At 63.2% G+C, this 24,212-nt stretch carries 21 protein-coding genes and 2 pseudogenes; 15 read left to right on the forward strand and 8 right to left on the reverse strand.

Annotated features, from left to right (window positions below; translation table 11 throughout):
* Positions 1-57 precede the first annotated feature (57 nt).
* From AC1DMS_RS10015 to AC1DMS_RS10050, 8 genes are all read left to right on the forward strand, one after another.
* Positions 58-816 carry an SDR family oxidoreductase gene (locus AC1DMS_RS10015; RefSeq protein ID WP_478180955.1) on the forward strand — a complete coding sequence of 253 codons (759 nt, stop codon included), beginning with the start codon at positions 58-60 and terminating at the stop codon, positions 814-816.
* Positions 817-950: 134 nt separating this feature from the next.
* The gene (locus AC1DMS_RS10020; RefSeq protein WP_478180956.1) at positions 951-1,766 is read left to right on the forward strand and encodes an IclR family transcriptional regulator; all 816 of its coding nucleotides are present in this window, start codon (positions 951-953) and stop codon (positions 1,764-1,766) included.
* A gap of 4 nt (positions 1,767-1,770) precedes the next feature.
* Positions 1,771-2,556 carry an IclR family transcriptional regulator gene (locus AC1DMS_RS10025; RefSeq protein ID WP_162269812.1) on the forward strand — a complete coding sequence of 262 codons (786 nt, stop codon included), beginning with the start codon at positions 1,771-1,773 and terminating at the stop codon, positions 2,554-2,556.
* 509 nt (positions 2,557-3,065) lie between these two features.
* Entirely contained in the window at positions 3,066-4,025 is a 960-nt protein-coding gene (locus tag AC1DMS_RS10030; RefSeq protein WP_478180957.1) for an MBL fold metallo-hydrolase, read from the forward strand.
* A 94-nt stretch (positions 4,026-4,119) separates the two neighbouring features.
* Positions 4,120-5,820 carry an FAD-dependent oxidoreductase gene (locus AC1DMS_RS10035; RefSeq protein WP_478180958.1) on the forward strand — a complete coding sequence of 567 codons (1,701 nt, stop codon included), beginning with the start codon at positions 4,120-4,122 and terminating at the stop codon, positions 5,818-5,820.
* 10 nt (positions 5,821-5,830) lie between these two features.
* Complete coding sequence (locus tag AC1DMS_RS10040) at positions 5,831-6,028, forward strand: DUF2783 domain-containing protein (RefSeq protein ID WP_081247494.1); 198 nt, start codon at positions 5,831-5,833, stop codon at positions 6,026-6,028.
* Positions 6,029-6,051: 23 nt separating this feature from the next.
* Positions 6,052-7,008, forward strand: coding sequence for a Bug family tripartite tricarboxylate transporter substrate binding protein (locus AC1DMS_RS10045; RefSeq protein ID WP_062362411.1), 957 nt, complete (start codon positions 6,052-6,054; stop codon positions 7,006-7,008).
* A gap of 71 nt (positions 7,009-7,079) precedes the next feature.
* The gene (locus AC1DMS_RS10050) at positions 7,080-8,756 is read left to right on the forward strand and encodes a tannase/feruloyl esterase family alpha/beta hydrolase (protein ID WP_478180959.1); all 1,677 of its coding nucleotides are present in this window, start codon (positions 7,080-7,082) and stop codon (positions 8,754-8,756) included.
* A 762-nt stretch (positions 8,757-9,518) separates the two neighbouring features.
* On the opposite strand, the pseudogene AC1DMS_RS10055 reads toward AC1DMS_RS10050, so the two are convergent.
* The 3 genes and pseudogenes from AC1DMS_RS10055 to AC1DMS_RS10065 form a co-directional block, all read right to left on the reverse strand.
* Positions 9,519-9,707, reverse strand: a pseudogene (locus tag AC1DMS_RS10055) (phosphate acyltransferase); the annotation flags it as partial.
* A 79-nt stretch (positions 9,708-9,786) separates the two neighbouring features.
* On the reverse strand, positions 9,787-10,764 hold the full coding sequence (locus AC1DMS_RS10060) for a tripartite tricarboxylate transporter substrate-binding protein (RefSeq protein ID WP_478180960.1): 978 nt from the start codon (positions 10,762-10,764) through the stop codon (positions 9,787-9,789).
* Between the two features lie 29 nt (positions 10,765-10,793).
* Positions 10,794-11,960, reverse strand: coding sequence for a mandelate racemase/muconate lactonizing enzyme family protein (locus tag AC1DMS_RS10065; RefSeq protein WP_436043129.1), 1,167 nt, complete (start codon positions 11,958-11,960; stop codon positions 10,794-10,796).
* Between the two features lie 103 nt (positions 11,961-12,063).
* Here AC1DMS_RS10065 and AC1DMS_RS10070 point away from each other — a divergent pair, with 103 nt between their 5' ends.
* Both AC1DMS_RS10070 and AC1DMS_RS10075 read left to right on the forward strand, forming a co-directional pair.
* On the forward strand, positions 12,064-12,963 hold the full coding sequence (locus AC1DMS_RS10070; protein ID WP_478181063.1) for a LysR substrate-binding domain-containing protein: 900 nt from the start codon (positions 12,064-12,066) through the stop codon (positions 12,961-12,963).
* Between the two features lie 133 nt (positions 12,964-13,096).
* Positions 13,097-13,402 (forward strand): annotated as a pseudogene (locus AC1DMS_RS10075) (Arm DNA-binding domain-containing protein); the annotation flags it as partial.
* Between the two features lie 71 nt (positions 13,403-13,473).
* Here the strand turns inward: AC1DMS_RS10075 and AC1DMS_RS10080 are convergent.
* Complete coding sequence (locus AC1DMS_RS10080; RefSeq protein ID WP_478180961.1) at positions 13,474-14,442, reverse strand: LysR family transcriptional regulator; 969 nt, start codon at positions 14,440-14,442, stop codon at positions 13,474-13,476.
* A gap of 102 nt (positions 14,443-14,544) precedes the next feature.
* Here AC1DMS_RS10080 and AC1DMS_RS10085 point away from each other — a divergent pair, with 102 nt between their 5' ends.
* Both AC1DMS_RS10085 and ggt read left to right on the forward strand, forming a co-directional pair.
* Entirely contained in the window at positions 14,545-15,531 is a 987-nt protein-coding gene (locus AC1DMS_RS10085) for a Bug family tripartite tricarboxylate transporter substrate binding protein (protein WP_478180962.1), read from the forward strand.
* 89 nt (positions 15,532-15,620) lie between these two features.
* Positions 15,621-17,252, forward strand: coding sequence for a gamma-glutamyltransferase (gene ggt / locus AC1DMS_RS10090; RefSeq protein ID WP_478180963.1), 1,632 nt, complete (start codon positions 15,621-15,623; stop codon positions 17,250-17,252).
* A 570-nt stretch (positions 17,253-17,822) separates the two neighbouring features.
* Here the strand turns inward: ggt and AC1DMS_RS10095 are convergent.
* Complete coding sequence (locus AC1DMS_RS10095) at positions 17,823-18,308, reverse strand: MarR family winged helix-turn-helix transcriptional regulator (RefSeq protein WP_062362426.1); 486 nt, start codon at positions 18,306-18,308, stop codon at positions 17,823-17,825.
* A gap of 66 nt (positions 18,309-18,374) precedes the next feature.
* Here AC1DMS_RS10095 and AC1DMS_RS10100 point away from each other — a divergent pair, with 66 nt between their 5' ends.
* From AC1DMS_RS10100 to AC1DMS_RS10110, 3 genes are all read left to right on the forward strand, one after another.
* The gene (locus AC1DMS_RS10100) at positions 18,375-19,262 is read left to right on the forward strand and encodes an SDR family NAD(P)-dependent oxidoreductase (protein WP_478180964.1); all 888 of its coding nucleotides are present in this window, start codon (positions 18,375-18,377) and stop codon (positions 19,260-19,262) included.
* A 211-nt stretch (positions 19,263-19,473) separates the two neighbouring features.
* Positions 19,474-20,259: an exodeoxyribonuclease III gene (gene xth / locus AC1DMS_RS10105; protein WP_012746780.1), complete on the forward strand. Its 786-nt coding sequence runs from the start codon at positions 19,474-19,476 to the stop codon at positions 20,257-20,259.
* Positions 20,259-20,771: a hypothetical protein gene (locus AC1DMS_RS10110; RefSeq protein WP_012746779.1), complete on the forward strand. Its 513-nt coding sequence runs from the start codon at positions 20,259-20,261 to the stop codon at positions 20,769-20,771. The genes xth and AC1DMS_RS10110 overlap by 1 nt, the downstream gene beginning before the upstream one ends.
* Positions 20,772-20,914: 143 nt before the next feature.
* Here the strand turns inward: AC1DMS_RS10110 and ntrC are convergent, their stop codons facing one another.
* Genes ntrC through AC1DMS_RS10125 form a run of 3 tightly spaced genes read right to left on the reverse strand, consistent with a single transcriptional unit; the run spans position 20,915 to position 24,064 of the window.
* Positions 20,915-22,450 (reverse strand): nitrogen regulation protein NR(I), encoded by a 1,536-nt coding sequence (gene ntrC, locus AC1DMS_RS10115; RefSeq protein WP_012746778.1) that lies wholly within the window; start codon positions 22,448-22,450, stop codon positions 20,915-20,917.
* A 23-nt stretch (positions 22,451-22,473) separates the two neighbouring features.
* On the reverse strand, positions 22,474-23,553 hold the full coding sequence (glnL, locus tag AC1DMS_RS10120; protein WP_012746777.1) for a nitrogen regulation protein NR(II): 1,080 nt from the start codon (positions 23,551-23,553) through the stop codon (positions 22,474-22,476).
* 4 nt (positions 23,554-23,557) lie between these two features.
* On the reverse strand, positions 23,558-24,064 hold the full coding sequence (locus AC1DMS_RS10125; RefSeq protein ID WP_012746776.1) for a hypothetical protein: 507 nt from the start codon (positions 24,062-24,064) through the stop codon (positions 23,558-23,560).
* Between the last annotated feature and the right edge of the window lie 148 nt (positions 24,065-24,212).

A 24,212-nucleotide genomic window follows, 5' to 3' on the forward strand; every position in this document is an offset into this window, starting at 1 on the left:
CAAATGGACAACTGTCCGTTTTTGCTCATTTTATCTATCTCTCCCCATAGGAAATCCATGAAGTTCACAGGCAACACGATCTTGATCACCGGCGGCACCTCGGGCATCGGACTGGGCTTGGCGCTGCGCTTTCATCAGGCGGGCAACAAGGTCATTGTCGCGGGTCGACGCAAAGACCTGCTCGACCAGATCACCAATGAGCACCCGGGCATTGAAGCGCTCGAGCTCGACATCGCAGACGCCGCATCCATCACCCGCGCGAGCAAAACGGTGGCGAGCAAGTACCCCGAACTGAACGTACTGGTCAACAACGCGGGCATCATGCTTTGGGAAGATCTTCTCAAACCGACCTCCCTCCAGATCGCCGAGGACACCGTCTCGGTCAATCTGCTTGGCACGATTCGGATGGTCTATGCCTTCTTGCCGCAACTGGTGGACAAAAGCGACGCGGTGATCGTGAACGTCACGTCTTCGCTCGCATTCGTTCCACTGCCGGCCACGCCCACCTACAACGCAACGAAAGCCGCCCTTCACTCCTTCACCGAGAGCCTGCGCATCCAGGTGGCGGACGCCTCTGTCCAAGTGATCGAAGTAGCGCCACCGGGCGTGCGAACAACGTTGCTGGGCCAGGAAAACGACGAGCAGTCCATGCCGCTGGAAGAATTTCTTTCAGAAACCATGGCACTTCTGCGCGACGAGCCTGAGGCCCAGGAAATTGTCGTAGAACGCGCCAAGTTCATCCGGTACGCAGAAGCCAATGGCACGTACGCCAGTGTCCTGGGAATGCTCTCCGCCGTGAGCGCTTCACGAAACTGAACGACGCGAATCGCGCCGAGTCCGCGCCACAACTTGGTCTTGAAAACGCCCTCCCAGGAAGAAAAGGATGCACTCCGTCAGAGACCGTCATCATCCGATGAGCCTGGTAAGAGACCTCCCTTACACTTTCGACCATGCGAGACCAGGCGAGTGTGCAGGAGAGTCGGGGAATCAAATCGGTGGAGACGGCGGGACGCCTTCTGGAAGTTCTGAGCCGGCTTCGCAACTCGGTGGAACTTGGAACCCTGTCATCCGCTGCAGGCATGTCAGCCAGCCTCGCGCATGCGTATCTAACCAGCTTTGCGCGCATGGGCCTTGTGAAACAGGATCCACTTACCAAGCAATACAGCTTGGACCAGTTCGCGATTGATTTAGGGCTCAGCGAGCTGCGCAGTCTTGATCCCATCGAATTGGCACTGAATTCGATCGCTCAGCTGCGCTTGGAACTTGATCAGACAGTTGCATTGTCGGTATGGGGAAGCGCCGGCCCGACGGTGATCAGAGTCTTGCGCGGAGATGCGCCTTTGCACGCCACGCTCTACGAGGGCGCCACGCTCGCGCTGACGACTTCGGCCACAGGTCGTGCTTTCTGCGCATTTTTGCCCCAACAGGTCGTTCAGAAAGCACTCAACATCGAGCAAGCAAGGCGAGGCATGCCTCAAGACGACGCCTTCGTACACGCTGTGGAGGATGCTCAGCGTCACGGAATTGCCCGCATCTCCGATCAACCGGTACCCGGCCTTGTTTCCTTTAGCGCGCCAGTTTTCAATCATGCATCGACAATGGTTTGCGCAATCACCGTCACGGGCAGAGTGGGCAATATTGATGCCGATTGGGAGGGCTCAGTCCCCAGCGCGCTGCGCCGAGCAACGCGGACGCTCTCTGACCGGCTCGGCCTACCGAATCACGCGCCAAGCAGTGTTGAGCCACTCCCCTCTGTCCCAAGCTAGCACGATGTCCGGTAGCACCATTTCCGAAGCAAGCGACGACCGCAAAGGCATTCAATCGATTGAGATTGGGGGACAGCTTTTGCGGGTTCTGAGTCGTCATGCAGGGCCGATGCTCTTGCGCGATGTTGCCCGAGAAGCCGGCATGGCTGCGGCCAAGGCACATCCTTACCTCGTCAGCTTCTGCAAGATCCGATTGGTTGAGCAAGACCTTCGCACGGGGCGCTATCAACTCGGCGCGCTGGCATTGCGCCTGGGCTTGGCTGGACTAGCGCAATCGCCTGCGCTGCGTCGCGCAGAAGAAGCGCTGGGTCCATTCAAACAAAAAGTGCAGCACACGGTCGCACTCGCCGTTTGGGGACAGCTGGGGCCCACCATCGTTCAGATGAGCGCGGTCGATTTTCCGCTGGAAACCAATCTTCGCGTAGGAAGTGTGATGTCGATGGTCTCAACCGCAACGGGTCGCGTGTTCGCCACCTACATGCAGCCGAACGTGACGGAGCGCCTCCTCGAGATTGAACTTCAACGTTTGGCACTGGCGAGCGCCGATGAGGAACTGGCCAAGGCAAGCTTCATGAAAGAGATCGCCGAGATACGGGCGCGAGGGATGGCGCGCGCGATGGGAAATCCAATTCCTGGAATCAATGCCCTCGCCGCTCCCATCCTCAATGCGAACGGGCGTCTCGACTTGGTAGCCCTCGTCTTCGGGAGCGAAGAAAATTTCGATGCACGCTGGGGCGGCTCGATTGCGACCGCGCTGGCAGACTACTGCTCCTCGATTTCTCAAGACTGAGCGCCAGCCCAACCAGCCCCACCCTGTCCCCCGTTTCTGACCGCGGCGGAGCATTCTGCTGAGAATCGCTCCTCGAATGCTCGCCGCGTCTCGTCAGTTGATCGATCGAGCTTTCCAAAGCGCCTTGGAGAGGTCGCATGCTGTTGACCGGCCTCACTGACTTGAGGTCTCTGGGCGGCGCGCGCTGCGTTGTCCACCAAGACTTGCAGCTGGCGAGTACCGCCTCCTCGTGGTGAACAGGCCAGGCCTGCCCGTGTCTTCCTGACTTGCCCTTCGATACGTTCTGGGCACGTATCGCCTTGAACTGCAAGGCGCCAGTTCACAAAACCAGAACGATTTTCCTCCGCACGTCAGAGAGGTGGTCGGCACAACTCCGCGGGTGGTCCCGCCTACTGGCTAGGGAAAACACCATCTTCACCCATAGCGAATGCATTTGCTATCGTAGAACCAACAATCGACAATGCAGACGCGTTTGACCTACACGAATGTCTGACCTGGAGACCCCCTACATGGCCACCCCCAAGCAATTTGCCTCCCACGCCGATCTCAAGGAGAAGGAGGTCACATTCACACGGCTTTCGGAACACGCCTACGCGTACACCGCCGAGGGCGACCCGAACACAGGCATCGTCGTGGGCGATGACGCCGTGCTGGTTGCCGACACGCAAGCCACACCGGCAATGGCCCAAGACGTGGTACGCCGCATCCGCGAGATCACCGACAAACCGATCAGGTACGTCGTGCTGACCCACTACCACGCCGTGCGCGTGCTCGGCGCCAGCGGTTTCAATCCGCAAGAGGTCATTTCGAGCCAGGACACCCGTGACCTGATCGTTGAACGTGGCGAACAGGACAAGGCGAGCGAGATCGGCCGTTTCCCACGACTTTTCCGCAATGTGGAAAGCATTCCTCCCGGCCTCACATGGCCGACCATGACGTTCAACAAGAAGATGACGTTGTGGCTCGGGAAGGTGGAGGTCCAACTGCTGCAGTTGGGCCGCGGCCACACCAAGGGCGACACCGTGGTTTGGCTACCGCGGGACCGCGTGCTCCTTAGCGGCGACTTGGTCGAATTCGACGCCACACCGTATGCCGGTGACGCCTACTTCAAAGACTGGCCACAGACGCTTGAGAACGTCGCGGCGCTAAAGCCGACCGCTTTGATTCCTGGTCGAGGCCCCGCCCTTGTTGGTGAGGAGCAGGTCGCCGCCGGCCTCCAGGCCACTGCTGGGTTCATAGCCGATGTGCGTGGAAGCGTTGAAGCGGGCGTAGCAGCCGGCAAAGACCTCAAGACGGTCTACACGGAAACCTTCGCCAAGCTGAAGCCCAAGTATGGCCACTGGGTCATCTTCGACCATTGCATGCCCTTCGACGTGACACGCTGCTACGACGAGCTCACACGGCATCCGGATCCGCGCATCTGGACGGCCGAGCGCGATATCGAGATGTGGGAAGCACTCGAAGGCTGAACGCCCCATTCGTTCGCTTCGGTTCACGCCTTCACAGATCGCAGTGTCGACCGAGCACCGGCGACCCTCAGGGTCGCCTCACCAGGAGCCATAGATGCAATTCAAAGAACTCGCCGCTGGCGGGCGGGACGAGCTCGACTATCAGAAGCTCGCATTCGACTACACACGGCATCCGGACCAGGACGTCTCGCACCCCGTGCGGCGACCCGTCGTTGTGGTGGGTGCGGGCCCCGTCGGCCTTGCGCTTGCTATCGACCTCGCACAGCGCGAGATCCCGGTCGTGCTTCTGGACAACGACAACACGCTGTCCACCGGCTCGCGTGCCATCTGCTTCGCCAAGCGAACGCTTGAAATATTCGACCGATTGGGCTGCGGCGACCGAATGGTCGACAAGGGGGTATCTTGGAACGTCGGCAAGGTGTTCTTCAAGGAAGAAGAGGTCTACAGCTTCGACCTGCTGCCCGAAACCGGCTATAGCCGCCCTGCCTTCGTCAACCTGCAGCAGTACTACGTCGAGGGTTACCTTGCGCAGCGCGCCGCGCAGTTGCCTCTGATCGACCTGCGCTGGAAGAACAACGTCACCGGTGTCGCGCAACACGACGACCACGTCGTGCTAACGGTCGAAACGCCCGATGGTTCTTATGAATTGGAGGCCGAGTACGTCACCGCCTGCGATGGCGGGCGCTCGGCAGTTCGCAAGCTGATCGGCCAGGAGAGCAAGGGGCGCACGTTCCGCGACCGCTTCCTGATTGCCGACGTCAAGATGAAGCACGAGGCGCCGACCGAGCGCTGGTTCTGGTTCGATCCGGTGTTTCATCCGAACCAGAGCGTGCTGCTGCATCGGCAACCTGACGACGTATGGCGCATTGACTTCCAGCTTGGTTGGGACGCCGACCCGGAGGAGGAAAAGAAGCCAGAGAACATCATCCCGCGTGTGAAGGCACTGCTGGAGCACTCGACGATGAAAGACGCCGAGTTCGAACTCGAATGGGCCAGCGTATATACCTTCTCTTGCCTGCGGATGGAACACTTCCGTCACGGCCGCGTGATCTTCGCAGGCGACTCCGCGCATGGCGTATCTCCCTTCGGGGCGCGCGGCGCGAACTCCGGCGTGCAGGATGCCGAGAACCTGGCGTGGAAGCTCGCAGCCGTTGTTACAAAGATGGCGCCCGATGCTCTGCTCGATACCTATGCCGATGAGCGCGAATACGCTGCCGACGAAAACATTCGCAACTCAACGCGTGCCACCGACTTCATCACGCCCAAGAGCGACATCAGCCGGCTCTTCCGCGACGCGGTGCTCGAACTGTCCAAGTCCCAGCCGTTTGCTCGCACGCTCGTCAACAGTGGCCGGCTGTCGGTGCCGGCGACMTTTCATGGCTCGGCTCTCAATACTGCGGACGCCGAGAGCTTTTTGGGTTGCATGGTGCCCGGAGCGGCGGCAGCAGACGCGCCCATCATCCGGGCCGACGGCAGCAATGGCTGGTTGCTGCGCGAACTTGCCCAAGGGTTCACGATTCTGCTGGCCGCGGGCCCAGCGGCCAGCTCGTTGACGCGCCGTATTCAGGATCTCGACTTGAAGGGCATGTCGCTGGAGGTGTTGCGTATCGCGACCGGATCAGGCATCGGCGAGGCTGACCTCACCGACGCGGACGGCCTGCTGACCCAGCGATATGACCTGCGCCCCGACACCGCCTACCTGCTGCGCCCCGACCAGCATGTCTGCGCACGCTGGCGCCAGCCGAGCGCTGATCAGATTCATCAGGCTCTGATGCGCGCTCTGGCCATCAATTGAAGAAGACCTCATGGAACTGATTACTTCGCCGCACCTTGAAGCGCCAGATGATTTCTACGAAGCGCTGATCGAAGCGCATCAGGGACTCTCGACCGAAGAAAGCCACGCATTCAATGCGCGCTTGCTGCTCGTCCTTGCAAATCACATCGGGTCGCCAAGCGTTCTGCGCCAAGCATTCGCGGCAGCCCGTCCCGCCAGATCCCCTTGAACACAACCAACGGAGACTTTTCCATGATTCGATCGATCCTAACGAGCCTTGCGCTCGCAGCAACCGCTCATCTGGCATTCGCGCAGGACAGCAAGCCCATCGAGTGGGTGGTCGGCTACGCGGCTGGCGGCGGATCCGACTCCGTGGCACGCGCCACAGCCGAGACGATGGGGAAAATCCTCTCGCGGCCGGTCGTGATCAACAACAAGCCTGGCGCGGCAACCAATATTGCTGCCGACTACGCGGCCCGCTCGAAAGACTACGGCAGCATCATGCTGACCGCCGACTTTGCCACCCTTGCGGCCAACCCGTTCCTGTTCTCCAAGCTCAGCTACAACGCAGAACACGACCTCTCGCCGGTTGGCATGTTGGCGCGCTTTCCGCTTGTGCTGGTGGTCGGGCCGCAAGTGCCGGCGAAGAACTTCAAGGAGTTCATCGCCTGGGCTAAAGCGCAACCCGGCGGCGTCAACTACGCATCGGCCGGCGCAGGCAGTCCTCATCACCTGGCGGCCGAACTGCTGCGTGAGAAAACCGGGATCGCGATGACGCATGTTGCCTACCGCGGCGCGGCGCCCGCGATGCAGGACATCCTGGGCGGTCAGGTCCCCTTCATGATGGTCGACACGGCGAGCGGCAATCAGTTCGTGCTGGCCGGCAAGGTCAAGGCCATCGGTGTCGCGAGCTCAAAGCGCATTGCCACGCTGCCGGACGTTCCGACGCTGTCCGAGCAGGGGCTGTCCGATTTCGAAGCTTACGCATGGCAAGGACTCTCCGTACCGAGCGGGACTCCGCCGGAAACCGTGGCAAAGCTCAACAAGGCGCTGGTCGAGGCCTTGAACTCGAAGCCTGTGAAAGAACGCTTTCTTGGGCTTGGCGTCGAGGGGCTGCCCGGGACACCGTCCGACATGGCGAAGTACGTGAAAGACGAGCGCGAGCGCTGGGGTCGCCTCATCAAGGCCAACAACATCAGGATCGATTAAGAGACCAGTCACAAGGTCCGCAACTCGACGACGCAGAGAGCCGTCACTTCTTTAACTTCAGGAGACAAGCAATGATCGGATTCCCTCGAAAACTTCTTTCAACAAGGTTGTGCACGGCTGTCGCGCTGTCCGTGACTCTCATACTGGCAGCTTGTGGCGGTGGCAGCAATAGCGGTGCTAGCCTACCCTTCGTGTTTCCAGTCGGCACCAGCGGCGGCAATGGCGGCAATGGTGGCGGCGGGAACACCGGCACAGATCCTAATGCCCTGCCGAGCGTTGATGCTCTCAAGGCGACCTGCACTTCGATAGTCGGAAAGACATTCGCTTCGGCAACCGTGACTGCGGCCAACCGCATCGAGGGTGATGCCTCTCTCGGCACGACCGGCATGTGCCAGGTACTGGCGACCCGCGCCCCCTATCTTGATATAGAGGTCGTGGTCCCAGATAACTGGAGTGGGCGCTACTATCAGCAAGGCGGCGGAGGATTTGACGGGCAAATTCGCTCAGCCTTCACCAAGAACAGTTCGGGAGCAATTACTGCAGTCACGTACGCTGTCACAGCGCAGGCTGCTGTTTACGCGTCGTCCAACGGTGGCAATCGCGCTGGGGTTACTGGACAGGCTGCGCCTGCGGTCTTCTTTGACGGGACAGAAGCTGGAAAGCAATCCATGGATGACTACTCGTATGCCTCGCTCGGCACCACGTTGTACTTCGCCAAAGGGGTGATTAAGGAGTTTTTCAAGCAGGATGCGAAGTATCGGTACTTCGTTGGATGCTCGAACGGAGGCCGCAACGCTGCGATTGCAATTCAACGTTGGCCTGAAGAATTCGATGGGGCCGTATCCGGTTGCTACGGTTTCAGCATGCCTGGGCAGACGGTCGCGTGGACGAGCATGGCAGGTCTTGCTGGAACCCCTGTAATGCCGAGCGGCGCTCAGTGGAGCGCCGTATACAAAGCAGCAGTGGCCTCCTGTGACGCGGCAGATAACTTGGCCGACGGGGTGATCTCGAATCCTTCGAGGTGCACCTTTGACCCGTCCACTCAGGTCTGCGGGCAGCCTTTGGCAAGTACTGACCCAGCGGTCTGCTTGACGCCGACACAGCTTCCGACAGTTCAAAAGCTCTTCGCGGGAGGCTGGACGGATGCAACGGGTAATACGATTTACTCTCCCTATGGCTGGGCAAATGCAAATCCCGCGTCGTTCGGCGGTCTCGGGGGTGGGTACGTCGCCATGGCAACAGGCGACGCGGCGTGGTTGACTGCAGCAAAACAGGCGACCTTTGACGTCAATGTGGACTACGGCCCAGTCGTGGCCGGCCTCCAGTCCGTCGGCGCGGACGTAGACAAGATTGCCATCGCAAAATTCATCGCGAGCGGAAAGAAGTTTCTCACCTACCACGATGGCGCTGACGGGCTCTTGTCGATCAACGAGCACACTCGAAACGTGAACACCGTGTACTCCATCGCCAAAGGCATGGGGCTGGCTGACCCGTCGACCTCCAGCCGGTACTTCGTCATTCCTGGCACCGGTCACGGAGGGTCGCAAGCCCTGACTCAAGTCAGATGGGACGATGCGATTGTGAAGTGGGTGGAGGCCGGCTCTGCACCGACGCAACTCACCTTCAACAGCAAGACCAGCACCGGCGCGGCGAAATCCATCCCCGTTTGCCAGTATCCGCAGTACCCGCGTTACGTCTCTGGTGGCGATGTCAACAGCGCTGCTAGCTATACCTGCACTGCTCCGTAGCGCGCGTTCCTGAGTGGACGGACCAAACGAGCGCCTAGTCCGAGGCGCCGTGCGGTCCGACAATTAACCAGGTCTTCGATGGCGACGGCGCGCGAGTGACAACGCTCGGCGTCCTCTGCGGTGATGCGGGGACGCCCTTGTGTTTTTATAAGTCCGGCGCAGTCACTGTGGAAACGCCAGCGGCGTCATTGGCGCGGCTTTCACTATCGACGATGCACGCGCGCAGCGCGCCGCATTTCGTGAAGCGGCTGAGCGCGCCGGGCGGGACCCGGACGACACCAGATTCTTTGCCGGACTGATGACGACGATCGCAAGCGATAGGCGGGAAGGTCTTGATCGCCGGATCACGTTGAGTGGTCGAGCATTTCCCCAGCGCGCCACCTATCTCGGCCAGATGCTTGGCCTGCGCCTCGATCCTACGAAGCTAGACGAGCCACTATCGCCGGAGCAATTGTTCAAGACGCGACCATCGTTGGGCGACCCGGCATGCATCCCTGTTGATCGAACCCTCGTGTTTGCGGATTCGAGGCTGGAATCGATCGCCGACAGGACGACCACCGTGGACTTCTGCCGCCTACCTGAGGCCAACGACTCTGTCGACTGCATCCTCAGACGGGCCAATGACAACCCGGCCAGAAAAGGGGCGACTCCTGAAGAGGCTCAATCGTGGCCGTCGCCATCATCGCGGCGTCCAGTTCCACTCTCAGCGCGCAAGCCGCTAAAGTCCAACTTGCCATGTATCTAAAGTGACGTGGCTGAGTTCTACTCGTCCAAGTGACCTCCGTTAGTACCATGCAAACGATCTGCGTTTGCGTCGGCGACTGTCAAGGCTGTCATGTTCACGATGCGCCGAACTGTTGCGCTGGCCGTGAGAATATGCACAGGTTTGGCGGCTCCGAGCAGCACCGGGCCGATCGCGATATTGCCGCCGGCCGCGGTCTTGAGCAGGTTAAGCGGCGCCGGCCGCGCTGAACCTTTGAAAGTCAACAGAAGAACGCCGACGACCACCAGATGAAGCTCGCCTGAGGGCTCAGTCGGCGTACTCGCCGGCCTCCTTGATCACCTTGGCCCAACGGTTCTTTTCCGCTTCGACGAATTTCCGGTGGTTGACTGGATCGAGCCGCTCGTCGGTCACGACGGTCAGGCCCAGAGCCTCCTCGCGCTTGATCAACTCGGGATCTTTCAAGGCGGCGAGCAGCGCGCTGTTCAGCTTGGCCAGGACCGGCGCCGGCGTTCCCTTTGGCGCGTAGAGCCCATGCCACACCTGGACGTTGAAGTCCTTGAGGCCCGACTCGGAAAGGGTCGACGTGTCCTTGAGCGCCGGCAGCGAAAGGCGCTGCAAGCTGGTGATGCCATAGCTCTTGACCTTCTTGCCCTCGATCTGCGGCACGGCATTGACCGCCTGTTCGCACATCAGATCAACCTGACCGCCGATAAGGTCAGTCATGGCCGGTGCCGTTCCCTTGTAGGGGACTGACGTCATCGTGGTTTTAAGAGCGCTCTGGAGCATCAGGCCGCAGAGATGCGAGGCAGAGCCCAGCCCCGCATTGGCGATGTTCACCTTGCGACCGTTCGCAGCAATCCATTGGCGAAGCTCGGCAAAGTTGTTCGCAGCAAGGGTCGGCTTGCCGATCACAACCGAAGGCGCTTCGTTGATGAGGCCCAGCGTCTCGAAGTCGTCGGGTACCTTGTAACTCAGCTTCCGGTACAGCGCTGGGGCAGTCGCCATACCGATGTGATTGACCAGCAGCGTGTAGCCATCCGGCGCAGAGCGCGCCACCTTCGCCGAACCGATCGTGCCGCCCGCACCGATGGCGTTGTCGACGATGATCGTTTGGCCCAGCGGCTTGCGCAGCGCCTCGGCGAGATCGCGGGCGATCTTGTCCGTAGGTCCGCCTGCCGCGAACGGAACAACCAGCGTGATCGGCTTGTCCGGAAACTCGGCGAAAGCAAGGGAGGCGGCGCTGGCACAGACGAGGCCGGCGATGAAACGCATTGAGTTGATCATGTCTTGTCTCCTGTTCTTGTTGCTGAGCTTCAGGCCGAAAGCGCCTGCATCTCGCGGTACAGATCGGCCTTGCCCTCGAAGCCGATCCCCGGCAGATCGGGCAGGGTCACGAAGCTGTTCTCGACCTTCACGCCGTCCGGGAACCCGCCGAATGGCTGGAACAGGTCGGGGTACGACTCGTTGCCCCCGAGGCCAAGGCCGGCAGCGATGTTCAGCGACATCTGGTGCCCGCCGTGCGGGATGCAGCGGCTGGCCGACCAGCCATGTTCCTTCAACATCTCCAGCGTGCGCAGGTACTCCACCAGGCCGTAGCTGAGCGCGCAGTCGAACTGCAGCCAATCGCGGTCCGGGCGCATGCCGCCGTAGCGGATCAGGTTGCGCGCATCCTGCATCGAGAAGAGATCTTCGCCAGTGGCCATTGGGTTCCTGTAGAAATTGCGCAAGGCTGCCTGCAATTCGAAGTCCAGCGGATCGCCCGGCTCCTCGTACCAGAAGAGGTCGTACTGCGACAGGGCCTTGGCATAGGCAATCGCGGTTTCCAGGTCGAAGCGCCCGTTGGCGTCGACACAGAGCTTCTGGCCGTCCTGCAGCACTTCCATGATCGAGTCGATGCGGCGCAGGTCTTCGTCGAGCGAGGCTCCGCCGATCTTCTTCTTGACGACCGTGTAGCCACGGTCGATGTAGCTGCGCATCTCGTCCTGGAGCTTCCCATGGTCCTGCCCCGGGTAGTAGTAGCCGCCCGCCGCGTAGACGAAGATCTTGCGGTTGGGCTTGCCGTCGCCATAGCGGTCGGCCAGCAACTGGAACAGCGGCTTGCCCTCGATCTTGGCCACCGCGTCCCACACCGCCATGTCGATGGTGCCAATGGCCACCGAGCGCTCGCCATGGCCGCCCGGCTTCTCATTGGTGAACATCGTGTTCCAGATCTTGTGCGGGTCGAGGTTGTCGCCGCTGTCGTCGACGAGGGACGACGGCTTCGCCTCCATGATGCGCGGAATGAATCGCTCGCGCATCAGCTTGCCCTGCCCGTAGCGGCCGTTCGAGTTGAAGCCGTAGCCAACGACGGGCTTGCCATCGCGGATCACGTCGGTGACCACCGCGACAAGGCTCAGGGTCATCTTGCTAAAGTCGATGTAGGCATTGCGAATGGGCGAGCTGATGGGGATGGTCTTCTCGCGGATTTCGACGATCTTCACGGGTGTCTCCAGAGGGGGTGGGTGGGAGACTGAATGGTCGGCCGTGCCGTCTTTTTCGGCCAATGTTCAATTTCTCAACTTCTATGCGCTGGACGAACCGGACATGAACCTGATCTGGCTTGATGACTTCCTCGCGTTGGCAGCAACGGGGAACTTCTCGCGCGCGGCAGATGAGCGCCACAGTTCCCAACCCGCATTCAGCCGTCGCATTCGCGCGCTGGAGGAGTGGATCGGCGCCGACTTATTCGACCGCAGCACGCAGCCCGCCACACTCACCGAAGTTGGCGAGTGGTTTGCCGGCGTGGCGCAGGAGTTGGCCGCGAGGGTGGCGCGCGTGCCCGGTGACGCGAGGAGGGTTGCGGAGGCCAGTTCGGTCACCCTGCGCATCGCGTGCACGCATGCGCTTTCCATGACTTTCCTGCCGCGATGGATACGTAGCCTCGAGTCGAGCATCACGCTCGGGCCGGTGCAGCTCATGTCCGACGTCCTTCAGCGTTGCGAATCCCTGATGCTGCAGAGCAAGGTTCAGTTCGTACTGAGCCACGCGCATCCCGACGCCCATGGCGCGCTCGATGCTGACCCCTACAGATCAGCCAGGATCGGCGAAGACATGCTGATCGCAGTGTCCGCGCCCAATGGCTCCGGCGAGCCGCTGCATCAGCTTTCACGCAAAGGCGCATCCGCCGTACCGTTGCTCTTGTACAGCGAGGAATCCGGGCTGGGACGCATCATGCGTGCCGTCGTGAGCCGACGGCTGGAGTCGCAAGCAGTACAGCCCGTCTTCACGGCCCATCTCGCCTCCGTCCTCCGGACGATGGCACTGGACGGCAGGGGCATCGCATGGCTGCCGCGGACCCTCGTGGAGGAAGACACCGGCCAAGGGCGCCTTGTCGCCGCAGCGAGCAGCGAGTGGGCCGTTCCGCTGGAAATCAGGCTCTACCGAGACAGCGAGCTCTTGGGGAAGGCGGCGAATGAATTCTGGAGTGCTGCGATCAGGAAGTGAGCGGCGTCGTTCCTGTTCCTGCTTCGCCGCCAACTTACCGGAACACAGATAGGGAACGCCAAGGCTCAAGAGACCGCCTTCAAGCTCGTGGAGCCAGGCGGGCTGTCGTTGCTAGGGTGTAGTAAAGCCATCCGGCGCAAAGTTGTGGAGGTACAGGTTCACCCTGCACAGCAGTGAAAGCATGCTGGCCCTCGGCCGCAGCCCTGACGTCAGCCTGAAGCGCGCCCGCGAGCTCCACCAGGAAGCACGAAAGCTCGTCGCAAGTGGTATCAGCCCCGTTCATCACAAGCAACAAGAAAAGCTCTCAATCGTCGGAGCCGTTGTTTCGACGTGGCAGGAGGCGACAAATGGCCGCCTACGCGCAAGCACCGCCACACAGCGCGATCGTGAGATAAAGAACGACTTGCTACCGAAGCTGCGGTTGTGGCAGAGACGCTGATGGCCCTTTGCCTCGCGATCATGGAGCGGAGACGCCTGCTGCCACCTGGGCGAAAAGCGCTGGCGCGGAGGCTACGCGCCGGGCGGCGCCTGCACTGGCGCGGCAGGCAAGCCCCGCGCATGCGCCTTGAGGCAAGCGACGAAGTCCATGAGCGTGACCGAGACATGCTCGCGGTTCCACACCACGGTGATCGGGCCGAAGCGGATGTTCGAATCAATGGCGACCTTCCGGAACAGCCCCAGCGAGGCCATGTAGTCCGCCATGGATTCCGCACACACGCCGACATAGTCGCCCTTTTGCAGCAGCGCCTGCATCATGGCCAGCGAGGCGGTTTCCGCCTTGGGCACCAGCCACGATGCTTGTTGCTCGATGAGATAGGCATCCATCTGGATGCGGGTGAGCGTGCCAAGGGGCGGCATCACCCATTGTTCGCGCAGCACGTCGGCAAAGCCCAGCGGCTGGTTGCTGTGCCAGTGCTTGCTGCCCTGGCCGATGACGATGCTCACCTGGTCGTCGAAGAGCACGTGATGCGCCAGCTGCGGCTGGTGCGCCCTTGCATCCAGAACACCGATCACGGCATCCATGGCACGCGTGTCCAGGCCCTTGAGCAGGTCGTCGAACAGCCCGTCGTGGATGGACACGGCCACATCGGCATGGCGCTGCTGGAACGCGGTCACGGCTTCGGGCAGGCCGCCGGCAATGCCGGCCCAGACGCTGCCCACGTTCAGACGCGGCACGCGCCCCGCGGCCACCGCATGCATCTCGCGGCCGGTGCGGGCGATGTCGCCCAGCACGGTGATGGCCAGCCGCTTGAGCAGATGCCCCGCAGGCGTCAGCTGCACCTTGCGCCCGCGCACCACCAGCGGCGTGCCCGCCACGCGTTCCAGCTCTGCCAGCCAGTGCGACATGGCCGATTGCGTCATGTGCAGCCGCACCGCCGCCTCGGTCAGCGTGCCCGCCTCGTCCAGCACCAGAAAGGACTCCAGGTGCCGGACCTTGATGCCCCGCGCCCAGGAGAGGCCTTCTGAACGCTCAATCATGAGTAAACCTTCATGGATCCATTTTGCATTTTCACTAGGTGGATGGCAGGGTTGTCATGAAAATTACCTCATCTTTTATGTCGCACCCTCAGAGGAATCCCTGTGCCTGAAGCAATCACGAACGTCTGCAAGATCCTGATGGGCGTCGCGGTCGCGGCCGCCACGGCCACCACCGTGTACGCGCAAGCCGCCTACCCCAGCCGGCCCGTGCGCCTGGTCGTCTCGCAGGCCCCGGGCGGCAGCAGCGACACGATCGCACGCATGTGGGCCGAACACGCAGGCAAGGCCATCGGCGCCACCATCGTGGTGGAGAACAAGCCCGGTGCGGGCGGCCTCATTGCCGCGCAAAGCGCGCTGAACGCACCCGCCGATGGCTACACCCTGCTGCTGGGCAGCGTTTCGCTGATGGTGCTCAACCAGTTCACCTACAAGCCGCTGCCCTACAACCCCGAGAAAGATTTTGTGGGCGTGACCATGCTGACCACGGTGCCGTTCGTGCTGTCGGCCAACCCGGCCACGGGCATCAAGACGCTCAAGGACCTGACGGAAAAAGCCAAGGCGGCGCCCGGCAAGCTGAACTTCGCGTCCGCCGGCCTCGGCAACTCCACTCATCTGGCGGTCGAGTTGGTGAGCAATGCCCTGGGCATTTCGATGACCCACATCCCTTACAAGGGCGAGGCCGACGGCATCCTGGCCACCATCGGTGGGCAGACCGAAGTGATGGCACCGGTGTATGGCACGGCCCTGCCCCACATCAAGAACCACAAGCTCAATCCACTGGCCGTGTTGTCGCCACAGCGCACCCCCGAGCTGCCCGATGTGCCGACCCTTGGCGAGCTGGGCGTGAAGGGCTTCGACAACATGGGCTGGAGTGCCGTGGTGGCGCGCACCGGCACGCCGCCCGACATCGTGGAAAAGCTCAACAAGGCGACCACAGCCTTCCACAACAGCCCCGAGGTGCAGGCCAAGCTCAAGAGCATGGGCGTGATCCCCATGTCCGGCCCTTCCGCGCTGGTCATGGAGACGGCGGCGCGTGACGCCAAGGCCTGGGGTCCCACACTCGGGGCGCTGAACCTCAGCGCCAAGTAAGCCGGCGACCCGCGCAAGGCCGCCCCCTTTTTCTCATCCTCACCCTTTGTTGTGTCGCCGATGCAGCAAGGGGCTCGTCCTCACACCTCATGAAAAAAGAAGCCATGGTGGTCTGCCCACAGCCGGAGGCCGCCGAATCCGGCATCGACATCCTGCGCGCAGGCGGCAACGCGGTGGACGCCGCCGTGACCACCGCGCTGGCCCAGACGGTGGTCGATCCGCTGATGTGCGGCATCGCAGGTTTTGGCACGGCCGCCGTGTACCTGCCCGGCGCCCAGGTGCATGAATATTTCGACTTCCACTCGCCCGCGCCGCTGGCGGCCAGGGAAGACATGTGGGAGCACCTGCTGGAGGGCGAGACCAAGGACGGCTTCGGTTTCATCCTCAAGGGCCGCGTCAACGACATCGGCCCCCAGTCCATCGGCACGCCGGCCACGCTCAAGGGCCTGGAGGCCATGCACCAGGCGCACGGCCGCTTGCCGTGGCGGCAGGTGGTGGAGCCCGCCATCCGCTGGGCCGCGGACGGCTACTTCGTGCGCCCCGGCATGCACGCCTTCTGGATCGACGAGCCCAGCATGGGCCGCGTCGGCAACCTGGAGCGCCTGCAGTACTGCGAGGACAGCCGCCAGCTGTACTGCCGCCCCGACGGCCGTCCCAAGCCCATCGGTGCGCCGCTGCGCAACGAAGGCATGGCCGCCGTGCTGCGCCAGATTGCCGAGGAAGGCGCGCGCCCGTTCTACCAGGGCGACCTGGCGCGCAAGATGGTGGCGCACCTGCAGTCGCTGGGCGCGCTGATCACGCACGAGGACCTGGCCCGCTACCAGGTGCAGCGCAACGCGCCGCTGGTGGGCCGCTACCGCGACCGCACCATCACGACCAACCAGCCCCCGGGCGGCGGCGCCATGCTGCTGGAGATGCTCAACATCCTCGAGCACTTCGATCTGGCGAGCCTGGAGCACAACAGCCCCGACTATCTGCAGACGGTGTGCGAGGCCATGAAGAAGGCGACGATCGACAAGGACCGCTGCATTGGCGACCCGAAGTTCTTCGACGTGCCGCTGGACCGGTTGCTGTCCAAGGACATGGCCCGCGAAGTGGCCGAGCAGATCCGCACAGGCCATCGCTTCAGCGTAGAGCGCGTGAACCCCGGCGCGCCCGTGCCGCGCGACACCACCCACCTGAGCGTGGTGGATGCTGACGGCAACGCCGTGTCCCTGACCCACTCGCTCGCCATGCCCTCGGGCATCATCACCCCGGGCATGGGCTTCCTCTACAACGGCTGCATGGGCGTGTTCGACCCGCGCCCGGGCCGCGCCGGCAGCATCCAGCCGGGCAAGAGCCGCTTCACCTCGTCCTGCCCCACCATGACCTTCAAGGACGGCGAGCTCGACGTGGTGCTCGGCGCACCGGGCGGCACGCAGATCGCGATGGGCGTGCTGCAGGTGCTGCTCAACGTGATCGACCACGGCATGGAAATGCAGGCCGCCGTGTCGGCGCCGCGCTTCTCGTCCACCAGCAACGCCATCGACGTGTGCAACCGCATTCCGCGCTCCACCACGCGCACACTGGAAGCACAGGGCTACGCCATTGGCCGCAACCCATACAACTACACCATCGGCTGGGTGCACGGCGTGCAGGTACAGGCCGATGGCCTGCACGGCGGCGCCGACCCCGGCCGCGATGGCGTGGCGTACCGGCTGCGCATGGATCCTGCGCACTGATCGGCTGGGTCCGAATTGTTGTTGGGGCGCTGGAGGGAATTGAAGAGCCGCTGATGCCAGCGCAAGAACAGCCGGGCGGGGTATCGCACTGCCATCACGTCAACGAGGTGTCGAGTCTGATTGCGCGGTTGTGTGAGCTGTCTGGAGCGCGGGCGATCGAAAAGCGGAATGATGCAGAGCACCGTGTTGAGTATTGGCTCGCGCGCGACAGGTGATGAGGGCCACACGACCCCGGTGGTGGCGGTTTTGGTGTGGACGCTGAAACCACGCACCTACACGGGGATGCCCCCTCGCCCGGCACTGCAGGCGAACCGACGATAACCATAGGCACGCAAACGCCCCATTGCCGTCGGTCGGTTGCCGGCCCCAGACGGCATTGCACTGTCGCCCGACGGCCGCACGCTGCGGGCGGCGATCTGGTCTTCACGTCCAGTTCCTTGAGCAGCCACTTTGCGGGTTCGGTCAAGAGTGGGGACGAGCGCTACGACCTGTGGCGCCTGCCAATCGGCAAACGGAGCGCAAGGCTCCGCTGAGCGGCATGCCCTGCGAGAAAAAGCCTGGAGCCTGCTTTCAAGCCCCGCCCTCCTCCGGCAGGCCATTGAACCGCCGGAGCAATGACGCAAGCTGCTTCACCTCCGCATCGCTCCACTGCTCGATGCGAGCATGCAGTGCATCTCCTTTGCGGTGAACGGCACGGCTGATCGCGCTCTTGCCGCGGCGGCTCAAGCTCACGACCACGCCGCGACCGTCCAGCGGGTCGGGCTTCACTTCTGCCAACTCCAGCTCGACCAGCTTCGAGATCAACCGGCTCGTGGCGCTGCGGTCCATCGCCACGCCTTCGGCAATGCGGCTCGCCTTGGCCGGCCCGAACGCGTGAAGCCAACGGGCAATGTGAAATGCCGCGGATGGCACGTCGGGGTGGAATTCCGCGGACGTCTCGATCGTCAATGCGCGCGAGGCGCTGAGCAGTGCGCTGAGCTGCTCGCCGAGCGCCAGGACCACGGCTTCACGGCCGCCCGCGTCCTGAGCGGCGGGCCTTTGCCTGGGTGTTTTCATGATGGGTGTGTCCTCTCTTCGCGAAGGTGGCTTATAGTGGATATTTATCCATCAAATGGAAATCAGATGAAAGAACGCCCCACCATTGTCGTGACCGGTGCGACCAGCGGAATCGGAGAGATCGCGAGCATCGAGCTGGCAAAGCGCGGAGCGCATCTGGTACTCACGGCGCGGGACAAGGCGAAGGCCAGCCGTACGCTCGGCCGCATACGGGCCGAGGCACCCGGTGCGCATGTCGACTTTCACTACGCCGACTTTGGCAGTGTGCACGCCGTTGCGGCAGTGGCCACCGAGATCGCCGCCCGGTACGACCGCATCGACGTACTGATCAACAATGCCGGGCTGCACGCCTTCGAGCAACGGGTCACCGGCGATGGCTTTGCCGAAATGATTGCGGTGAACTATCTGGCGCCCTGGTTGTTCACGGACATCTTGCGAGATGCGCTGATCCGCTCGGCCCCGTCCAGGGTCGTGACGGTCGCATCCGAGGCATCTCGGCGAAGCGGCGGCTTGACGCCCGACAAGGATCTTGTGGATACGAGCCCGTTCACACGCGCGGGCTCATCCAAGGTGTATGGCAAAACCAAGCTCATGGACATCATGTTCTCGCTGGAACTCGCCCGCCAGCTCGAAGGCACCGGCGTCACCGCCCAATGCCTCGACCCAGGGTTCAATGTGACGGGCCTGGGCCGCGAGCTTGGCTTCGCGGAGCCTCTTGCCAAGGTTCTGAAGTGGCTGGGCGTGGGAGATCCTCGAAGAGGGGCGGAGATCATCGTGAGACTCGCCACCGAAGACACTGCCCCCACGACCGGCGGCTATTTCTCGGTGAAGAATGCACGGCCGCTGAATCCATCCGCACCAGCCGATGATGCGGCCGCACGGCACGAGCTTTGGATCAGGACACGGTCGCTGCTTTCGGAGCGCCTCGAAACTATTGGCTTCAAACAGCTATAGCCCGAGATCGCGCATGCCCGTGGACAGCTGAGTCGCGGCCGCACCCCCGGGGGCGTCACAAGGCAAAGTCGAGAGCTTTTGCTAAGCTGGCCAACTCCGCCCCCGAGGACCAAGCGCAGCGAAGCATAAAACGGGTACGCCGCCGGGTACGCACAAAATAGGCGCCACAAATACGGAAAAAGCCTTGTAAATCAATCGGTTACCATATTTCATGAAAATTGCCACCTGGAATGTCAATTCCCTGACCGCCCGCCTGCAGCATGTGCTCGACTGGCTGATCGCCAACCCGGTCGACGTGCTGTGCCTGCAGGAACTCAAGATGAGCGACGACAAGTTCCCGCTCGACGTGCTCAAGTCCGCCGGCTACGAGGCCGCCGTGTTCGGCCAGAAGACCTACAACGGCGTCGCCATCCTGAGCCTCGCGCCGATGCGCGACGTGGCAAGGAACATCGGCGGCTTCACCGACGACCAGTCCCGCGTGATCGCGGCCACGGTCGAAACGCCGGCGGGTCCGCTGCGCATCGTGAACGGCTACTTCGTCAACGGCCAGGCGCCGGGCACCGACAAGTTCGAATACAAGATGGGCTGGCTGCGCGCGCTGCGCGAATGGCTGCGCGCCGAAATGGCGGCGCATCCGAACCTGGTGCTTCTGGGCGACTTCAACATCGCGCCCGAAGACCGCGACAGCTTCGACCCCGTGGGCCTGGCGGAAACCATCCATCACACGACCGAGGAGCGCGAGCATTTCAAGGCGCTGCTCCAGCTGGGCCTGGTCGACAGCTTCCGGCTCTTCGAGCAGCCCGAGAAAAGCTTTTCGTGGTGGGACTACCGGATGCTCGGCTACCAGAAGAACCGCGGCCTGCGCATCGACCACATCCTGGTGAGCGAGCCGCTGGTGCCGCGCGTCAAGGGCTGCATCATCGACCGCGTGCCGCGCAAGTGGGAAAAGCCGAGCGACCACGCACCGGTGGTGCTCGATCTCGACCAGGGAATTTGATGACCATGACCTTTCGCACCCTCACGATCGTCGCGGCGGCGCTCGCGCTCGCCGCCTGTTCCGCATTCAAGCCTGCGGACAAGGCCGGCGACGGCAAGCCGCCCGCTACCGCCACCGACGAGGTGCCCGGCACAAGGGGCGACGTGCCGACCGTGCGGCTGATCACCGCGCAGACGCCCGCCGTGCGGGCCTACCGCAAGACCGGCGCGCGCCAGATCTACAAGGCCTATCCGCAGCGCATCTACAAGGGAAAGATCCCACCGCTCGTCTATGCGGTGGTGGTGGTCGAGACCGACATCGATGCCGAAGGCAACGTCAAGAACGTCACCTTCAGCCGCGTGCCGAGCCATGCGCCCGAGGTGCCGGGCAAGATTGCAGAACTCATCAAGGCGGCGTCCCCGCTGCCCAGTCCGGGGCGCCTGGGCGGCCACACCTACGTGGACACCTGGCTCTGGGACAAGAGCGGCAACTTCCAGCTCGACTCGCTGACGCTGGGCCAGCGCAGCCGGTAAATAGGCTCGCCCCCAGTCTTCGCGCACTTCGTGTCGCTACGCCTTCCCCCTACCGGGGGCAACACCAGCGGCCCGGCAAAGCCGGTTCCGCGGTGTTCCTGGAAGGGGCCCAGCCACCCTCTTCCTTCTCTGTCCGAGGCAGCCTACTCGATCCCGAGTTCCTGGATCTTGCGGGTGATGGTGTTGCGGCCGATGCCCAGCTTCTGAGCGGCTTCGATCCGTCGGCCGCGGGTGTTGGCCAGCGCCGTGAGGATCAGCCGCGACTCGAAACGGCGCGACAGCACATCCCAGACGTCGGTGCGCCCGGCCGCGAGCAGCGCCTGGGCTTCGATCTCCAGGCCGCTCTCCCAGCTGCTTGCGCCCACCAAACCTTCAGTGGCCTCGGGTGCAGCGCCGCCCGCCGCCGGTGCCGCTTCGCGCTCGAGCCCGGGCGACGGCAGCGGTGCGGCTTGCGCGGGCACCGCGGTGGCGGCCGTGCCTTCCGCGGCTTGCACCGGCGCACCGGCCGCCGCGGCCATGACTTCGGGCGGCAGGTCCTTGGCCTCGATCAGCTGGGCCGGTGCCATCACGGTCAGCCAGTGGCAGATGTTCTCGAGCTGGCGCACGTTGCCCGGAAAGCTGAACGACGCCAGCTTGGCCAGCGCCGCATCGGAAATGCGCTTGGGCTCGACGCCGAGCTGGCGCGCGCTCACCTGCAGGAAGTGGCGCGTGAGCGCCGGCACGTCTTCGCCGCGCTCGCGCAGCGCCGGCAGGCGCAGGCGGATCACGTTGAGGCGGTGGAACAGGTCTTCGCGGAAGCCGCCGAGCTTCACGCGCTGCTCGAGGTCCTGGTGCGTGGCCGCGATCACGCGCACGTTGGCCTTGACCGAGTTGTGGCCGCCCACGCGGTAGAAGTGCCCGTCGCTCAGCACGCGCAACAGGCGCGTCTGCAGGTCGAAGGGCATGTCGCCGATCTCGTCGAGAAAGAGCGTGCCGCCCTCGGCCTGCTCGAAGCGGCCGCGCCGCATGGTCTGCGCGCCGGTGAAGGCACCGCGCTCGTGGCCGAAAAGCTCGCTCTCGAGCAGGTCCTTGGGGATGGCCGCGGTGTTGATGGCCACGAAGGGGCCGTTGGCACGCGGCGAATGCTTGTGCAGCGCGCGCGCCACCAGTTCCTTGCCCGAGCCCGATTCGCCCGTGATGAGCACCGTGACGTTGCTCTGCGAGAGCCGGCCGATGGCGCGGAACACGTCCTGCATGGCGGGCGCCTGGCCCAGCATTTCGGGCGCGGCGACCATGCGCTCCTCGGCCACTTCCTCGCGCTGGCTTTCGTCGACGGCGCGGCGGATCAGCTCGACGGCGCGCGGCAGGTCGAAGGGCTTGGGCAGGTATTCGAAGGCACCGCCCTGGAACGCCGAAACGGCGCTGTCGAGGTCGGAAAACGCCGTCATGATGATGACGGGCAGGCCCGGGTGCTTGGCCTTGATCTTGTCGAGCAGATCGAGCCCGGAGCCGCCGGGCATGCGGATGTCGCTCACCAGGACCTGGGGGCCCTGCTGTTCGTCGTCGTCGGCGAGTTCGAGGGCGGCCAGCACCTCGCGCGCGTTGGTGAAGCTGCGCGTGGGCAGGTCTTCGCGCAAAAGGGCCTTCTCCAGCACGAAGCGGATCGATTGGTCGTCATCAACTATCCAGATCGGCTTCATGCATCTCCTTGTTGCCGTGGCTGCTAGGGCAGCGGAATCAATATCTTGAAATCGGTTCGGCCCGGGACGCTGTCGCACTCGATCACGCCGTGATGCTGTTGCACGAAAGTTTGTGCAAGCGTCAATCCAAGCCCGGTCCCGCCCTCCCTGCCCGAGACGAGCGGATAGAAGATGCGGTCCTTGATCGTGTCCGGCACACCCGGTCCATTGTCGATGACATGCAATTCCAGTGCCAATCGATACCACTGCTTGTTGAATATCACCTGCCGGGCGATGCGGGTCTTGAAAGTGATCTGCGCATCGCCTGCGGCGCGGCGCTCGGCCAGGGCCTGCGCCGCGTTGTGCACGATGTTGAGCGTGGCCTGGATGAGCTGCTCGCGGTCGCCGCGGAATTCGGGAATCGACACGTCGAAGTCGCGCTCGATGTGCAGGTCGCGCGGAAACTCCGCAAGAATGACCGAGCGCACGCGCTCGCAGACTTCGTGGATGTTCACGTCGCCCACCACGTGCGGGCGCCGGTGCGGTGCCAGTAGCCGGTCGACCAGCGTCTGCAGCCGGTCGGCCTCGTGGATGATGACCTGCGTGTATTCGATGAGGTCGCGCGATTCGACCTCCATCTGCAGCAATTGCGCCGCGCCGCGGATGCCGCCGAGCGGGTTCTTGATCTCGTGCGCAAGGTTGCGGATGAGCTCCTTGTTGGCCTGCGCCTGGTCGAGCAGGCGCTCCTCGCGGTCCTGGCGCACCTGCTGCTCGAGCGGCGACATCTCGATGATGAGCTCGCCCGTCTTGTCGCCCTGCGCCAGCGTGACCTGCACCGGCATCAGCTCATGATTGACGCGGCGCAGGAAGGCCTCGTAGCGCAGCGTGGCGAAGTCGTTGCTGCGCGCTCCGTCGATGGCGGTGCGAAGCACGTGCGGCTCGTGAAAGCAGGCACCGAACTGAGAGCCTTCGAGCGTGCGGCGCGAGGTGCCCAGCGCGTCTTCGAGGGCCGCATTGGCAAACAGCACCGAACCGTTGGTGCTGACCACCGCGATCAGCGTGGACAGCAGGTCGAAGGACTGAAAGCGCGGAGTGGCGCCGGCCGCCTTCTTCCCGAACGCCATGGCCCTACTGCTTGGCCGGCAGGCGGCCGAGTTCGCGGCGGATGCCCGCGATGTCGCTCTCATTGCGGGCCAGCTCTGCCTTCATTTCAGCCACGCGATCGAGGTACTTCTGGTAGTTGCGGCCTTCGCTGCCCTGCTTCTCGGGCTCGCCGTTGTTGTATTCCTTCTGCAGCTCCGCCTGTCGGGCCTCGGCCTTCTTGAGCTCGGCTTCGAGCACCGAGCGGGCTTCGCCATCGCGTGCGCGCTGGTCGACGCCTTCGACGCGCGGACTGCCCGCGGGCGCACGAGAGGCTGCGGGCGCCGAGTTGCCGCCAGCCGAACCGCCGCCCGACGGCTTGGTGCCCTGCACGACGGTGACGTTGCCGCCTTCCATGACCTTGCAGCCCTTTTGCTGGGCGATGGTCGAATTGTTGGTGTATTCATTGCCGCAGCGCCACACGCGCTCCTGGGCGAGCGCAGGCAAGGCGACCAACAATGAACCGGCCAGGAAAATGAGGGAAGCAGTCTTCATGTGAATCGGTGATGGCGCAACAAAGGTGCATTTTCCTGCAATTCGACGCCACTGGTGACAAGATGTTCCGCGCCAGTAAAAAAGGACGGCCAAGCCGTCCTTTTCGATTCCCTTCCAGCAACACCGCGGAACCGGCTCCGCCGGGCCG

The sequence above is a fragment of the Variovorax sp. 05T418 genome, from assembly GCF_056396385.1.